The 16,470-nt window shown below is 61.4% G+C and carries 8 protein-coding genes; 5 read left to right on the top strand and 3 right to left on the bottom strand.

What is annotated here, in order from left to right; translation table 11 throughout:
* Window positions 1–173 precede the first annotated feature (173 nt).
* Window positions 174–1,403 carry a radical SAM family heme chaperone HemW gene (gene hemW / locus FIV42_RS27165; RefSeq protein ID WP_168210983.1) on the bottom strand — a complete coding sequence of 410 codons (1,230 nt, stop codon included), beginning with the start codon at window positions 1,401–1,403 and terminating at the stop codon, window positions 174–176.
* Between the two features lie 447 nt (window positions 1,404–1,850).
* Between hemW and FIV42_RS27160 the strand changes: the two genes are divergently transcribed.
* Complete coding sequence (locus FIV42_RS27160) at window positions 1,851–4,994, top strand: tetratricopeptide repeat protein (protein ID WP_141200735.1); 3,144 nt, start codon at window positions 1,851–1,853, stop codon at window positions 4,992–4,994.
* Between the two features lie 33 nt (window positions 4,995–5,027).
* Here FIV42_RS27160 and FIV42_RS27155 read toward each other — a convergent pair whose 3' ends face one another.
* Window positions 5,028–7,034: a PAS domain-containing hybrid sensor histidine kinase/response regulator gene (locus tag FIV42_RS27155; RefSeq protein WP_141200734.1), complete on the bottom strand. Its 2,007-nt coding sequence runs from the start codon at window positions 7,032–7,034 to the stop codon at window positions 5,028–5,030.
* A gap of 181 nt (window positions 7,035–7,215) precedes the next feature.
* On the bottom strand, window positions 7,216–7,761 hold the full coding sequence (locus tag FIV42_RS27150; protein ID WP_141200733.1) for a hypothetical protein: 546 nt from the start codon (window positions 7,759–7,761) through the stop codon (window positions 7,216–7,218).
* A gap of 222 nt (window positions 7,762–7,983) precedes the next feature.
* Here FIV42_RS27150 and FIV42_RS27145 point away from each other — a divergent pair, with 222 nt between their 5' ends.
* From FIV42_RS27145 to FIV42_RS27130, 4 genes are all read left to right on the top strand, one after another.
* Complete coding sequence (locus tag FIV42_RS27145; RefSeq protein ID WP_141200732.1) at window positions 7,984–8,667, top strand: HAD family hydrolase; 684 nt, start codon at window positions 7,984–7,986, stop codon at window positions 8,665–8,667.
* Between the two features lie 165 nt (window positions 8,668–8,832).
* The gene (locus tag FIV42_RS27140; RefSeq protein ID WP_141200731.1) at window positions 8,833–10,419 is read left to right on the top strand and encodes a lactate racemase domain-containing protein; all 1,587 of its coding nucleotides are present in this window, start codon (window positions 8,833–8,835) and stop codon (window positions 10,417–10,419) included.
* Between the two features lie 30 nt (window positions 10,420–10,449).
* Complete coding sequence (locus FIV42_RS27135; protein WP_168210982.1) at window positions 10,450–15,264, top strand: AMP-binding protein; 4,815 nt, start codon at window positions 10,450–10,452, stop codon at window positions 15,262–15,264.
* Between the two features lie 112 nt (window positions 15,265–15,376).
* A complete protein-coding gene (locus FIV42_RS27130; RefSeq protein WP_168210981.1) occupies window positions 15,377–16,450 on the top strand; it encodes an NAD-dependent epimerase/dehydratase family protein in 1,074 nt (357 codons plus the stop codon).
* Window positions 16,451–16,470: the final 20 nt, after the last annotated feature.

The following is a 16,470-nucleotide window of genomic DNA, read 5'->3' as shown; positions in this document are numbered from 1 at the left end:
GGTTTACCCAGTGTTCTGTACTTGTGTGGTTTGATTCGGAAATCACGCCGAATCGTATCAGACCGAAGGGACCGTTGGCAACGGCCTGAGTGGGTCCTCGCCCCTTACAGTGGACAACCGCAAAGCTGCAAATTTCGACCTTGAGTATGCGCAGGCCACGCAATTAAATTAAATCACACACCATCGCCGAGCACGGCGAGTCGCTCTGCGAGTGAGTCCCCCAGATTGAGGCCCTTGTGCGTGGGAACAAAGACAGCGCCCCGTGCCTCCATAAAGCCCTGCACACAGAAACCTTCAAGTTCTGCTCGAGCTTTCCGGAGCAAGTCCTCGTCAATCACTTCAACGAACTGATGACGCACTTCATCGAAGTCTAGCCCTTCGCGGGTGCGGATCCCCAGAAAGAGCCGCTCGATGAAGTGCTCCATCTCGGAAAGGTGCTCCACCCCGTCAGCCGCCTCCGGATCGGCCAAGTACTTGGCTGTCTGGCGAGGATTAGCGCGCCGATAAACGCCCACCTCCGAGTCGATGCACAGGCTATGGGCGCCGACGCCCAATCCGAGGTACTCGGCCCCCGTCCAGTACAGCGTGTTGTGGCGACTGCGAAAGCCGGGCCTGGCAAAATTCGACACTTCATAGCGCTCGAAGCCCATCGCCTCACATCGCTCAATGAGACGCTCGAGCATGTCGAAGCAACGATCTTCATCGGGGACACTGAGTCGGCCTCGGTCGACGCGCCGGCTGAACGCGGTGCCCGGCTCGATCGTCAAGTTGTAAGCGCTTACGTGCTTCAGGCCCTGCAACCCCTCGACGACGTCGAGATCACGCTCCCACTCCTGCATGGTCTGCTCGGGATTGCCGAAGATGAGGTCGAGGGAAACAACCTCGGGCCCGTGCTCGATAGCGAGTTCGACGGCGGCAAGTGCTTGGTCACGGGTGTGGATACGGTTGAGGATTTTGAGCACTCGAGGCTGAAAACTCTGGCAGCCGATACTGAGGCGCGTCACGCCGGCATCGACCCACGCGTCCAGCGGATCGCGCCGAATATCGACTGGGTTCGCCTCCATACAAATCTCGACGAGGTCGTCGCCCACGCTCGCCCGCAGCCGCTGCAAGACCCGACGAAATTCGGAGGGTTCCCACATCGAAGGCGTTCCGCCGCCGAAGTAGATCGTGCGTACGCTTCTGCCATCGAGCGCTGACTTGCGGCTCTCGAATTCCTCGAGCAGTGCGTCGGCGTACTCGCGATGGGGAATGGTGCGTCGAACGTCGACTGCGAAATCGCAGTAGGGGCATTGGCGAGCGCAAAACGGCACGTGCACATAAATGCCTACCGCCGAATCGCTACGGCGCCGAACAAGCGGCCGACCCTCGCTCCTCCCCTGTTTCTCAACCTCTGCAGCCAAAGTTTCCTCCAATGCCGGCCACACCCCGACACACGCAAACCCCAACAACCCCTTGAGATGCAACAGCTTTTAAGCAACAATACAACACGGACAGGAGTTTGTTCGGAATTAGCAACCGCCGTCCGCCAGTTGATATTCGCGGCAGCCGGCCATGTTTATCGCTGCTGACTCTACTGCTTTTTTGGATGGATGAATATCGGGGGCCGAGCGCCACATCCATCGCGAATCGCCATAGTCCGGGGGAAAATCATTGGGCGAGAACTTGTAGTTGCCACATCAGTGTCTTAGACTAGTGCGGTGCCAAAGCTTTAACGCACTGCGTCAAAACGCACAATCGACCGAACGGTTAAACCCGCGGGGGTCGAAAAGGCGTCGACGTTTCGTGTTTTGGCTGCACCCATAACGGTAACGAAAGAACGCCCTGCCAGCAGTAACGGTCAGGTCATCATGAATAAAGCAATCAATCACAGCATCGAGCTTCCCGAGCATCCGCGCGATGTCACTCGCCAGGTGAAGACGCTTCGCAAGGAGAAGAAGTACCGCGAAGCCACGCGCCTGCTCGAGGCGGCGTTTGCCAGATGGTCGAATAACGCCATCATCGCCAACAATCTGATCATGGCGTATCGGCGCCAGCCCGATCGTGCGTGGGGCGTCTATCGGCAGATGCTGCAAGAAGGCGCCAAGCCCGACGCCTACACCTTCTCGAACTTGATCAAGTCGTTTGGTGATGCGGGGCAACCCGACCGTGCGTGGAAGGCGTATCAGGAGATGCTCGAGCAGGGCGTCGCTGCCAACGTGATCACCTACAGCATCTTGGTGAAGGCATTTGGTGATGCCAGTGACCCGGAGCGCGCCTGGGAGATCTTCGAGAAGATGAAGTCCGAGGGTGTCGAGCCCAACATCGTCACCTACAATAGCCTCATCAAAGCCTTTGGCGACGCCGGCCAGCCCGACCGTGCCTGGAAGGCCTGCGAGACGATGCTCGACCAGGGCATTGCGCCCAACATCATCACCTACAACAGCCTCATCAAAGCCTTTGGCGACGCCGGCCAGCCCCGCAAGGCCTATGCGCTGTTCGAGGGCATGCGCGAGGCGGGGGCGATCCCCAACGACTTTACCTTCAACATCCTCATCAAAGCTCTGGGCGATGCCGGCCAACCCGAGCGCGCGTTCGAGACCTACGAGTTGATGGTCTCCGACGGTATCGCACCCAACGACTTTACCTTCAACATCCTCATCAAGGCCTTTGGTGACGCCAACCGTCCCGAACGCGCCTTGGAGATGTACGAGGAGATGGTCGACAAGAACATCGCGCCCGATGTGATCACCTACTCGACGTTGATCAAAGTGTTCGGCGACGCCGGAGAGCCCGAGCGCGCCTGGAAGATCTACCGCGAGATGCTCTCGCGCGGCGAGTCGCCCAACGTGGTCACCTACAGCGCGCTGATCAAAGCCTTTGGCGACGTCGGCGACGCCGAGCGGGCCTGGGAGGTCTTCGAGACGATGCTCGCCTCGGGCGTCACCCCCAACGTCATCACCTTCAACGTGCTCATCAAGGCCTTCGGCGACGCCGACGATGCCGAACGTGCGCTGGAGGTCTTCGAGACGATGAGCGACGGCGGAATTGAGCCCAACGTCATCACCTACTCGAGCCTCATCAAGGCGTTTGGCGATGCCGGACGTGCCGCCGATGCGTTTGCGCTGTACGAGCGCATGCAAGACGAGAATATCCGGCCGAACGTGGTCACCTACTCGAGCCTGATTCGCGCCTGTGGCAACGCCGGGCAACCCGAAGCGGCGTGGGATGTGTACCAACAGATGCTCGGTCAGGGGGTCGAGCCCAACGTCATCACCTACTCGAGCTTGATCGACGCGCTGGGCAGTGCGGGACAAACGGAGCGCGCCTGGCAGGTCTATGAGACGATGGGCGCCAGTGGAGTCACGCCGAACGTGATCATGTACAGCGCGCTCATCAAAGTCTTTGGAGATGCCGGCCAACCCGAGCGCGCCTGGAAGGTCTTCGAGACCATGGACGCCTCGGAGGTCACCGCAGACGTGGTCACCTATTCGAGCCTGATCAAAGCCTTTGGGGATACCCAGCAGCCCGAGCGCGCTTGGGACGTCTACGGGCAGATGATCGACAGCGGCGTGGAGGCCGACGTCATCACCTACAGCATCCTCATCAAGGCGTTTGGCGACAATAGCGACCCCGACCGCGCCTGGGAGGTCTACCAGCAGATGCTCGACGCGGGTGTCGCCCCCAACGTCATCACCTATTCGACATTGATTAAGAGCTTTGGAGACGCCGACCAGCCCGACCGTGCCTGGGACGTCTACGGGCAGATGCTCGAAGCCGACGTCGAGCCGGATTTGATCACCTATTCGACGCTGATCAAGGCCTTCGGCGACGCCGGACAACCCGACCGCGCCTGGAACGTCTACCAGACCGTGCTCGAGAAGGGAGTGCGCGCCGACGAGATCTCGTACAACATCCTGATCAAGGCCTTCGGCGACGCCGACCAGCCCGACCGTGCCTGGGACGTCTACCAGACGCTGGGCGATATCGGCCTCGAATTGAACGTGGTCACCTACAGCATCCTCATCAAAGTCTTTGGGGATGCCGGCCAGCCCGAGCGTGCATGGCAGGTCTACGAGGCGATGATCGGTGACGGCATCTCGCCCAACGTCATCACCTTCTCGACGCTGATCAAAGCATTTGGTGACGCGGGGCAACCCGAGCGCGCCCGCGAGATGTTCGACGTGATGGATCGTCTCGAGATCGAGCCCAACGCGATTGCGTTCAACAGCCTCATCAAGGCGTTTGGCGACATCGGCCAGCCCGAGCGCGCCTACGCCGTCTACCGTGAGATGCTCGAAGATGCGCTCCAGGCAGACGTCATCACATTCTCGACGCTCATCAAAGCGTTCGGCGACGCAGGCCAACCCGAACGCGCGCTGCGCATCTACGAGGAGATGCCCGAGGCGGGCGTGCGCCCCAACGACTTCACGTTCAATATCCTGATGAAGGCCTTTGGAGACGCCGAACAACCCGAAGCGGCCTGGGATATCTATCAGCGCATGCTCGACAGCGACGTGGCGCCCGACGAGATCACGTTCACGAACTTGATCACCTCTTTTTACCGCGGCGGGCTTTATGAAGAGGGCATCGAGCGCCTGGGTCCCATCCGGATGCCGGCGAACGTGCTGCCGCTCAAGGCCGAGCTGTATCGCAAGGCCGGACGGCGCCGCGAGGCGATCCGGCTTTGCGAGCGCTGCCTGGCCGACGACCGCACCAACCGAGAGGCGCAAGAGTATGCGTGGATCGTTCGCCTCTACTGCTTGCTCCACGAAGATCCGGCACGCTTCGAGCACGTCCAAAAGGATCCGCCCTTCGGCGAAGACAGCCCTCACTGGATTCGTCTGCAGTGTGCACGCGTGTTCGGCGGGATTGTCGACCCCGACTCCATCGAGCGCCAGGATGTCTGCCGCGAACTCGGCGACGCGCTGGGTGATGCCAGAAACCCGCACTCGATGAACGACATTCGCTCGGCGATTCGCCTGCTCGAGAGCGAGATGGATTTGCCCGAGTAAGCGCCCTGCCCGGCAGCTGGCGGTGCGCCACCACTAGCTGCCAAATTTCGCCAAAGTTTCGTACAGATCGGCGCTCTTGATCGGTTTGGCCAGGTAGTCGTCCATGCCCGCCGCCAGAAATCGGCTGCGATCGCCCTTCATGGCGTGAGCCGTCAGCGCGATGACCGGAATATGAACCCCCGTACCGGCGGACTTCTCACGCTCGCGCAGCTTTCGAGTGGCGGTGACACCGTCCATCTCCGGCATTTGGATATCCATCAAAATGAGGTCGAACTCCCCGCTGGCCTCGTCGAGTCGCTCCAGCACCTCTTTTCCGGTGCGGGCCGTTACCACGGAGTGCCCGCGCTTTTCGAGCAACGTCACCGCCAGTTTCTGATTCACGGGGCTGTCTTCGGCCAACAGCACGTGAAGCGGCGTGACCTCTTCGAGCTTCCTCTCCTGCCGGGGGACCCGCTGGGCGTCACCGAGCCCGAGCGCATCCACGGCCACTTGGAAGAGTTCGGTGGGCTTGATCGGCTTGGTCAGGTGAGCCTCGCCGTGCTCACCATCCACGCTGCGAGCATAGTCGTGGGCAGTACTCGTGGTCACGAAGGCACAGCCCTGCCCGAGCTCCTCACGATCGAGCAACTCGAGAAACTCTTGGTGGCTCAAGTCCGGCATCACACCGTCGATCAACGCCACGCAGTAGTGATCGCCCAACCGCCGCGCATGACGCAGCGCCTCGAGCACTTCGGCTCCCGTGGCAGCAAGCGTCGGGCGCATGCCCCACTGCTCGACCGTGCGTGCCAAAATCGTGCGGGTTGCCGGATGGTCATCCGCGATCAGCACGCGTACTCCGGTGAGACTCTCTCGGCCGACGGGCTGACCGATAAGATGGCTCGACGCGGCGACGCCCACATCGGCTGTAAAGTGAAACGTACTCCCAACCCCGGGCGAACTGTCCACCCAGATATCACCGCCCATCAAGCTTACCAGCTGACGGCTGATCGCCAGGCCTAGCCCCGTCCCTTCACAGCGGCGAGTCAGCGAATCGTCGAGCTGGTTGAACGCACCGAAGATGAACTCGGTCACCTCCGGGTCAATGCCGCTGCCGGTGTCACGGACCGAGACATGCAGGCACACCTGCTCGTCCACACGCCAGTCGACGCCGACATGGACGCCAATTTCGCCCTCGTCGGTGAATTTGATGGCGTTGGTCACCAGGTTGATCAGCACCTGCCGTAGGCGGCCGGGATCCCCCACCAGACGCGTGGGAACTGCACCGTCGACCTCGTACGACAGCTCCAAGCCTTTGTCGGCCGCCCGGCTGGCCAACATCTGCAGCGGCGTGCCCAACGTCTCATCGACGTCGAACGAGCGCTCTTCCAGTTCGAGCTCACCCGCTTCGATGCGCGAGAAGTCGAGGATATCGTTGAGCAACCGCAACAGCGAATGCGCCGACTCGTCGAGCATCTCGAGATACTCGCGCTGTAACGTATCGAGGGAGGTGTCTCCCAGAAGCTCCGACATTCCGATGATCGCGTTCATCGGCGTGCGAATCTCATGGCTCATGTTCGCCAAGAACATACTCTTGGCGCGACTGGCCGCCTGGGCCTCTCTGGCTTCGGTGATATCGAGCATCACACTGCGAATGATCTTGTCGCCGGCGGCGGTCACGTCGATGACCGCGTTTTTGCGCAGCCAGACGACTCGGCCTTCGGCGTTCAGAAGCCGGTACTCGAATGCATGCTCCTGTCCGTTTTCTGCGCTCTCGAGACACCGCTGTAGAACCCAGTCGCGATCGTCGGGGTGGATGTGGTCGACCCAAAAGTTGGGCGTTTCGAGCACTTGCCGCGGCTCGTAGCCCAGAATCCGGTCCACCTGCGGGCTGACGTACAGCGTGTCCATCGAGCAGGGATCGAACTCCCAGAAAATCGCGTTCAGCGAGTTCACCAGCGTCTCGTAGCGACGCTCGGTATCGTCGCATGGCGTCAGCGCCGGTTGGATGGACGACCACCGCGGCTCGTCATCCGGTCCATGTCTGTGGTCTTCGGTGGTCATATACCGTCTCCGGAGCGCTCCCTGATGAGGGGGCGGAGATCGCCCTCGAGGTCGTGAGAAACTTAGACACGGTCCCCTCGGTTGGCTCAGGTGCTCGGCGGAAAACGGCTCAGGAAGGCTGTCGGCGGCCGCGTATCACGACAACGTCACTCTCGACGTTAGCGCCTTTGGCGCTGGAGTATTATTGGGCTTCGGCGACGTTCTCGCCGGTGCCCGACTCCGTATTGCCTTCAGCGCCGAAAGAGACGTCGCTACTTCCCTGGCTGGCGCGAATCTGGACAAACTCGACCTCGAGGGTCGACGGGGCTTCGGGGCCGGGCTTGGGCGTTTGGGCGAGAAGCTCCCAATCGTGGCGGCCCCAGGGGCGCGGGATGTAGTAATAATACTCGAAGTCTTTGGGGCGCAGGGTCTTTTGACGACCGGCCTCGACCTTGTCGGTCGTCCAAAGATACTTCTGATTGAGGACGACTCGCACGTTGGTCCACGCATCCGAGTCGTTAATCAGGTGCAGGTTCAGGTCATCGATCTCGGTGAGCTGTTCGACCTCGAACTTGGCACCGAGCTCGTTGTCACCGCTACCGCCACTGAAGGCCCACACCAAGCTCGCCACCGAAATGATCGCATAGACCGCGATGGTGACGATCTTTTCGAGCTGGTAGCGCGAGCCGCTGCTGAACAACGAGTCGATGACGTCGTTGACCTGTTCGAGAAGCTGGGAGGTGTCCATCGCGTTTGGGTCGTTATCCGAAAGAGGTTCGTCCTTGTTATAACCCGTTGCGTGGAATTTGGATAGTGGCCGTTGAGTTGCCGGCGCAACTCACCTGCTCGAGCCGGGCCATGACTGGTCAGTCAGAAAAAGTCGCGTCTTGACAGTCATTTAGCCCAACCACTAGAAGATTTCGCCGCTCGAACAATGGGCGTATTCGTGTCATCCCGGTGGAGTGACCTCATGACCGCAGCCAAGAAAAAGCGTGGAACCGCGGCGTTTTACGACGTCGACGGAACCCTCATCAAGACTAACGTCGTGCATGCCTATGCATATTACGCGCTGAACACGCCTTATCTCGCAAAAAAGCTGACTAAGACCGCCGGCCTGCTGGCGAGCCTTCCGGCTTACTGGCTGGCCGACAAATTCGACCGGCGCAAGTTCAACGAGCATTTCTACAAGAATTACGCCGGCTACTCGGAAGACCGCCTGGTGGTGATCGGCGAAGAAGTCTTCGAGAACGTGATTCGCCCGAACATCTTCAAGGGGGCGCGGTCGCTCATCGACAAGTCTCGCGAGCAGGGGCACCGTCAGATCTTGATCACTGGCGCGCTCGACGTGATCACCGAGCCGCTGGCCGATTACCTGGGGGTCGACGAGTTCGTCGCCAACCGCCTGGAGATGAAGGACGGAGTGGCCACCGGCCGTCTGGCCAAGCCGGTGCTGGCCGGCGCCAACAAGGCCCTGTGGGTGCGGCGCTATGCCGAGAAGCACGAAATCGATCTGGACGGATCGTTTGCCTATGCCGACAGCGGCTCGGATATCCCGCTGTTGTCGGTGGTCGGCCACCCCTGTGCGGTCAACCCCGATTTTCGTATGAAGACGAACGCTCGCGCCTACGACTGGCCGATCCTCAACTTGGAGTAGAAGCTCGGAGCAAAAAAGAGAAAAAGTAATAGAGAAAAAGGCCCCCAAAGCTGTCCGATTGAGGCTCTCCGGCTCGTTAGCTCTCTTCTTCTGTGCTTGTCCGCTTTTTCACTCTTTTGCTTTTTCGCTCTTTTGCTTGTTCACTTATTTACTGACGTATTTCCCATGGCAGAAAACTCGAACAACGTAGTCTACCTCGACGAGGACTCGGCACCGCGCTATTTGCACTACGCCGAAGACTTCCTCACCTACAAGTTTCCGGCGGGCACGCGCGCCATTTACGCCAACCCGCCGATGAAGCCCATCGAGAACCGCGGAGCAGCGATTCGCTACGCGCTCAACCACCCCGAGGGAGACGTTGATCCGCTCTTCGCCCAGCTCGAGCCGGGCATGAAGGTGGCCATCGCCATCGACGACATCAGCGTACCGCTGCCGCCGATGAAGACCCCCGACATCCGCCAAGAGGTGTTGGAAATCGTGGTGCAGATGCTCGAGGACCACGGCGTCGAGGACATCGAGATGTTCATGGCGCTGGCGCTTCACCGGCGCATGACCCCTGCCGAGATCAAGCGCTCGGTGGGCGCCAAGATTTTCGACAAGTACTATCCCGAGCGCCTCTACAACATGGACGCCGAGGATCCGGACAGCATGGTCTACCTGGGCCAGACCGACCACGGCGAAGACGTCGAGGTGGTGCGCGCGGCGGCCGAGAGCGACCTGCTCATCTACGTCAACGTCAACTACGTGCCGATGAACGGCGGCTACAAGTCGATCGGCACGGGGATGTCGGGCTACAAGTCGATTCGCCACCACCATAACCCGGACACGATCGCCAAGAGCGACTCGTACATGGATCCGGAGAATTCGGCGCTCTACGACAGCAACACGCGCATCGGCAAGTTCATCAACGAGAAGCTCAACGTCTTCCACATCGAGACGGCGTTGAACAACAAGATGTATGACGACAACCTCGACTTCTTGGCCAAGAACGAGGACGACTGGACCGGCGCCGACCACATGAAGTTTCGCTCTTTCCGCTGGGCGCTGAACAAAGCGCCGCGCGCGGCCAAACGAGCGTTGTTTCACAAAGTGCCCGCGCCCTACGGCCTCATCGGGGTCTTCGCCGGGGAGACCGAAGCCACCCACGCCAAGACCCTCGAGAAGTGCTGGCAGCAGCACGCCGTCGAAGTCGAAGGCCAGTCGGACGTGGTCATCTACGGCATTCCCTTCGAGAGCCCCTACAACGTCAACTCGATCATGAACCCGCTGTTGGTCCGGGTCATGGCGCTGGGTTATTTCTTCAACATGTACCGGGGCAAGCCGCTCATCAAAAAGGACGGCACGCTCATCATCACCCACCCGTGCTATGATGAGTTCGACCCGGATCATCACCCCAGCTACATCGAGTTCTTCAACCGGTGTCTGCCCGAGACGCGCAACTCCCACAAGCTCGCCCACAAGTTCGAGCAGGAGTTTGCGCACAACCCGAGCTACATCGAGATGTTTCGCAGAGGGAACGCTTATCACGGCGTGCACCCCTTCTACATGTGGTACTGGTGCGAGAATGGCGCCAACCACGTGGGCCGGGTCATCGTCGTGGGCGCCGAGAACGAGCATGTGCCCGAGCGATTGGGCTGGGAGCGCGCCGAGACGATGGACGATGCCCTCGAGATGGCCAAAGAGACCCACGGCCCCTCGCCGAGCATCAGTCTGCTCAATCATCCGCCGTACATCATCACCGACGTCAAGTAGGAAGTCGCGATGTCGAACGACGCGAACACAATGAACGATAGTTCTTCGACCGATCACAAGCCCAATGGGCACGCCCCTGCCGGCGTCAACGGCGCCAACGGCTCGACTGTGGTCGAGCCGACGGTGGAATGGTCGGTCTCCGAGACGTTGTCGGGCCGCACGATCCTGCTGACGGGAGCCACCGGCTTTTTGGGCAAGGCCTTCTTGTCGATGCTGCTGCGGTATCACCCGGACATCGACCAGGTCTACGTGCTCATCCGCCCGAGGGCGACCCAGACCGCCGAGGAGCGCTTCTTCCAGCAGATTGCCGCCAACTCGGTCATGGATCCGCTGCGCGAGATCTATGAAGACGGCTACATCGACTTCATCAAGGAGAAGTGCACGCCGCTGGCTGGCGACATCACCGACGCGCACCTGGGGCTCGACGAGGACGAGGCTCGCGCCATCTCGTCGAACCTCGACGTGCTCATCAACTCGGCGGGGTTGACGAACTTCAACCCCAACCTGGAGAGCGCGCTGACGATCAACACCCTGAGTCAGCGCAACCTGCTCGACTTCGTGCGCCTGGGGGGCAACCACGCCTCGTACATGCACGTGTCGACGTGCTTCGTGGCGGGCAACGTCGACGGCAAGGTCGAAGAGCAGTTGCCCGGCCCGACGCGTTATCCGAACTACACCGAGTTGGGCGTCTCCTACGACGCCGAGCGTGAGATCGAAGACTGCCTGGCCATGATCGCCCACGCCAAGCAGCTCGCCAGCGACCAGGAGCACCAGAGCCAGTTCGCCAAGCAGGCGCGCGACAAGCTCAAAAAGAAGAACCTCGACCCGAACAACCCGGTGCTCGTCGAGCAGACCCTGGCCAAGCTTCGCTCTGACTGGCTGCGAAAGCGCCTCTCTCACGAGGGACGTGAGCGCGCCGACTTCTGGGGCTGGCCGAATATCTACACCTACACCAAGTCGCTCGGAGAGCGCGTGTTGGCGGCCGCCAAGGACGAGATCAACCTGACGATCTTCCGTCCGGCGATCATCGAGAGCGCCATGCAGTACCCGAGCGTGGGCTGGAACGAGGGAATCAACACCAGCGCCCCGCTCGTCTTCTTGATGTCCAAAGGCCATCGGTACGTACCGACGCGCCGAGGGGTCAACTTGGACGTCGTGCCCGTCGATTATGTCGCCGGCGGTATGCTCGCGGCGGCTGCTGCGCTCATCGATAAGCGCCAGCACGACGTTTACCACTGCGGCTCGGGCCACCTCAATCCGGTCTCCGTCGAGCGACTCGTCGAGTTGACCAACCTCGGCCTTCGCAAGCTGTACCGCAACAAGCGCATGCCGACCTGGCAAAAGCTTCTGCTCAACTCACTCGACAGCGTTCCGGTGAGCGCCGAAAAGTTCGACCGTCAGAGCGCCCCGCAGCTCAAGCGCGCCGCCAAGGGCCTGCGCGGACTGCTCGACAAGGTGCCGACCAAGCAACTCGGCGGACTGGGCAAGGCGGTCAACGCGGTCAAGAGCGGCTTGAAAGCCGCCGAGACGGTCACCGGCGTCACCGAAAAGATCTTCGAGTTGATGGTGCCGTTTACGCATCACAACGCCTTTACCTTCCTGACGGACAATTTGCCCGAGCTGGCGTCCACGCTGCCGGCCTCCGAGCAGAAGCGCTACGGCTCGCCCGTCGAGGATATCGACTGGCGTCATTACTGGCTCGATGTGCACGTGCCCGGACTGTACCGCCATGCGTTCCCCGAGCTCGAGGCGAAGTTCAAGGCGAGCGGCAAGAAGTCGTACACCTACGACGACCTGATCGAGCTGTTCGACGCCAGCACCCACAACTTCTCGAAGCGCGTGGCGCTGCAGCACCACAGCAACGGCATCACCGAGCGCTACACCTACGGCGAGCTCAAAGAACACGCCGAGCGCGCCGCCGATATGCTGGTGGCCTGCGGAGTAACCGACCACGCCTCGGCGCTCATCGTCAGCGAGAACCGCCCGCAGTGGGGCATGACCTACTTCGGCATCCTCAAAGCCGGCGGCGTGGCCGTGCCGGTCGACCCGGACTCGTCGGCCGCCCAGATCGCCAACCTGATGCGCTCCTGCCAAGCCCGCGCTGCCATCCTCAGCGATGCAGCCCACGAGCGTCTGGGCGCAGAGCTTCAGGAGATGTTGCGTGAAGAGGGTACCCCCGCGGTCTTGCTGACCTTCGGCCAACTCTTCAACCGCGCCCTCCCCTCGTCGACCGACGAGGTCGTCGAGCTCGGCGAGCTTGCCGCAGATGGCGGTCGGGTCGCCCACGCAGCCCCCGGCGAATTGGTGGCCGCAGCGGATGAAGGCCAGCCTCTGGCGAGCCTCATTTACACCTCGGGCACCACCGGCACGCCCAAAGGCGTGATGCTGACCCATCAGAACTTCACCAATTTGCTGGCGAGCCTGCAGCAGACGTTCTCCATCAACGAGCGCGACGGCTTCTTGAGCGTGTTGCCGCTCCATCACACCTTCGAGTTCGCCTGCGGCTTTTTGATGCCGCTGTCCAAAGGTGCCACGATCACCTATCTGGACGAGTTGTCGGGTGAGGAACTCAACTCGGCGCTCTCCTCGACACGCGTCACCGCGCTCATCGGCGTCCCGGCGCTGTGGCAACTATTGAACCGCCGCATCAAACAGCGTATCGACGACGCCCCCCCGGCCGTCGCCTGGGCGCTCGACTTCCTGCTCGGCGTCAACACCACGCTGCGTGACCGCTTCAACGTCAACATCGGGCCGACCGTATTCGGCGCGGTTCACAAGGCGTTTGGCGGCAGGCTCAAATATCTCATCTCCGGCGGCGCCGCGCTCCCGGCAGACGTGCTCGAAGCTTTCCACGGCCTCGGCTTCAATCTCTACGAAGGATACGGGCTGACCGAAGCGGCGCCGGTGTTGACGGTCAATGCTCCGGACGATGGGCTCAACCCGGGTAGCGTGGGCAAGCCCCTGCCCGGCATCGAGGTAAAAATCCACGAGCCCAACGACGAGGGCGTCGGCGAGGTCATCGCCCGCGGCCCCAACGTGATGCGCGGCTATCTCGACCGCGAGGAAGAGACCGAACGCGCGCTGCAAGACGGCTGGCTGCACACAGGCGACCTGGGCAAAATGGACAAGCGAGGCCGCCTGACCATCGTCGGGCGCGAAAAGGAGGTCATCGTGACCTCCGGCGGCAAGAACGTCTACCCGGACGAGCTCGAAGAGGTCTACGGGGCGTGCGACGACATCGAAGAATTGTCGATCGTCGGCCTTCCCGACGGCTCCGGCAGTGAGCGGGTCGCCTGCCTCGTGCGCCCCAGCGTCGACGAGGGTGCGAGCGCCGAGCAGGTCGCCGAGGCGCGCTCGCGCATCCGTGAGCACTTCCGCGTCGAGGGCTCCCGCATGGCGAGCCACAACCGCATCAAAGTGCTGCGTTTCTGGGACCAGGAGTTCCCGCGCACCGCAACGCGCAAGATCAAGCGCACCGACGTGGTCGACATCCTCGAGCGACTTCACGAGCGCGAGCTCGCCGAGATGGAGGTCGACGAAGAGGAGGAGGCCGAGTGGGCCTGGCTGTACGGGCAGATCGCCCGCTTGGCCGACGTCGACGCCGAAGACGTCCACGGCGCCAGCCACTTTGTCGACGACCTCGGCTTCGACAGCTTGATGGTCGTCGAGCTCGCCAGCATCCTCGCCGAGCGCGACTTCCACGTCTCCACCGAACAACTCTCCGGGGTGCACACGGTGCGTCAACTCGAGCGGCTGCTCGACGCCGAAGACAGTGAGCTTGCGCACGCGATGGTGCACGCCAAGAAGCCGACCCACGAGCGAGTCGACGAGTTCCCGGTCCATCCCGCACTGGCCGAGTTCGGCAAGAAAATGCTGCACCTGGGCCAGAAGAAGGCGTACGACGAATTCTTCGACGTCGAAATCTACGGGCGAGCGAATATTCCGCACCACGACCCCAACGTCATCGTGGCAGCGAACCATTCGAGCCACCTCGACATGGGCTTGGTCAAATACGCGCTGGGCGACTATGGCAAGGACGTGCGCGCCCTCGCCGCGGCCGACTATTTCTTTAGCAATCCGGCGCGAAAGACCTACTTCAACAACTTCACCAACCTCATCCCGGTGGCACGATCCGGCAGCCTCGAGGGTGCCCTCGCCGGCGCCGAAGAGGCCCTTTCGAAGGGCGAGATGGTGCTGGTCTTCCCGGAGGGGACGCGGTCCAAGGACGGCAAGCTCCAGGAGTTTCGCCGTGGCGTGGGCTATCTGGCGGCGAGCCGCCGCGTCAACATCTTGCCGCTTTATATCGACGGCACGCACCGCGCGCTGCCCAAGGGGAGTTCGCTTCCGTCGGTGACATCACGAAAGCTCAAAGTCTACATCGGGCCGATGCTCGATGTGCGCTCGCTTCTGCGTGACTGCGAAGAGATGTCGCCGATGGAACAGTACGAGTACATCAGCAAGAAGACTCGAGAAGCCATCGTCAAGCTGCGCGATGCGGCGCACGCGCGCCCTGGTCGAGACGACGAAGATCTGTCGCCGCTCTTTACCGGACTCAACGACAAGTTCGAGCGCAACAAGCTCACCGAAGAGGTCAGCTTCTACTTCAGCCTCGGCAGCAACGAGAACCTGAAGTGGACGATCATCGTCAACCCCGAGGACTGCCAAATTCGTTGCGGCAAGCCCCAGGACGGTCGCGCCGACTGCGTCATCAAGACCTCGCCCGACATCTTCAAAAAGATCGTCACCGAGAGCTATGTGCCCTCGATGGACGAGTTCATGTCGGGCAAGATCAAGACCAACGACCCGCAGCTACTCATGCAGTTTCAGAATGTCTTTGCCCTGTAGCGTGTTATCGACACCGGCAACGCTCGTTTGAGCGAAGGAGCAAATGGCCGCACCGCAGCGTTTGGTCATTTGCTCTTTGGCTGTTTTGCTTCCTTCACCAAGCAGTACCACCATGACCACACTCGTTACCGGCGGAACTGGATTTCTGGGCCGCCACCTGGTCCAAAAGCTTCTCGACCGCGGCGAAGACGTTCGCGTGCTCACCCGATCGTTCGACCTCGAACTCGCCGACATGGGCGCCGAGGTTGTCGAGGGGAGCCTATCCGAGGCCGAAGACGTACGCCGCGCCGTCGACGGTATCGAGCGCATCTACCATCTGGCCGGCAAGGTCGAGCGCGACCGGAGCCGCGCCCATTTGATGTACGACCTGCACGTCGAGGGAACCCGCCGACTGCTGGGGTCGCTGGTCGACCGTAACATCGAAAAGATCGTGTACGCATCCACCAGCGGCACGGTGGGCGTGGGCGAAGGTCCTGATTTCTTGGCCAGCGAGGACTCCCCCACGGCCGAGACCATCGTCAAGAACTGGCCGTACTACCTGTCGAAGATCTACGCCGAGCGGGTCTGCGAGAAGTTTATCGGCAAACACGACATGCCCATCGTGATGATGCGCCCTACCCTCTTGCTCGGCCCCGGCGACCGCAAGCAGAGCTCGACGGGCGATGTGGTTTTGTTCCTCAAGAGGAAGATTCCCGCCCAGATGTCCGGCGGTATGTCCTTTGTGGACGTGCGCGACACGGCCGACGCGTTTATCGCCGCCATGGACAAGGCGCCGGCCGGCGAGAGCTATCTGCTCGGTTCGCAGAACCTCCCCATCGTCGACTTCCTCAAGCGCCTCGAAGAGATTACCGGCATTCCCCGCCCCAAAATGCCCGTACCTGGCAAAGCCGCGGTGATGGGCGCACGGCTGCTCGACCGCACGATGCGAGCCTTCGGCAAGAAGGCCGAAGTCGATCCCGTCAGCGTGGAGATGGCGCAGTACTACTGGTACATCGACTCGAGTAAGGCGCAGGAAGAGCTCGACTGGCAACCTCGAAGCCCCAACGAGACGCTTCGCGACACGGTGCGCTGGATCCAGAAGAACCACCCCGAATTCGCGCCCAAACGGAAGCGACGCAAGCCACCCGAAGAGTTTGTACCGAAGGAAACGGTCGAGTTTGCCGAGAAGATGGCGAATGGGGAGTGAGCGTTCAATTCACCATGGAG

Origin of the sequence: Persicimonas caeni (genome assembly GCF_006517175.1) — a bacterium.
GTDB classification, from domain to species: Bacteria; Myxococcota_A; Bradymonadia; order Bradymonadales; family Bradymonadaceae; genus Persicimonas; species Persicimonas caeni.
This window is presented reverse-complemented; position numbering and strand designations above follow the sequence as displayed.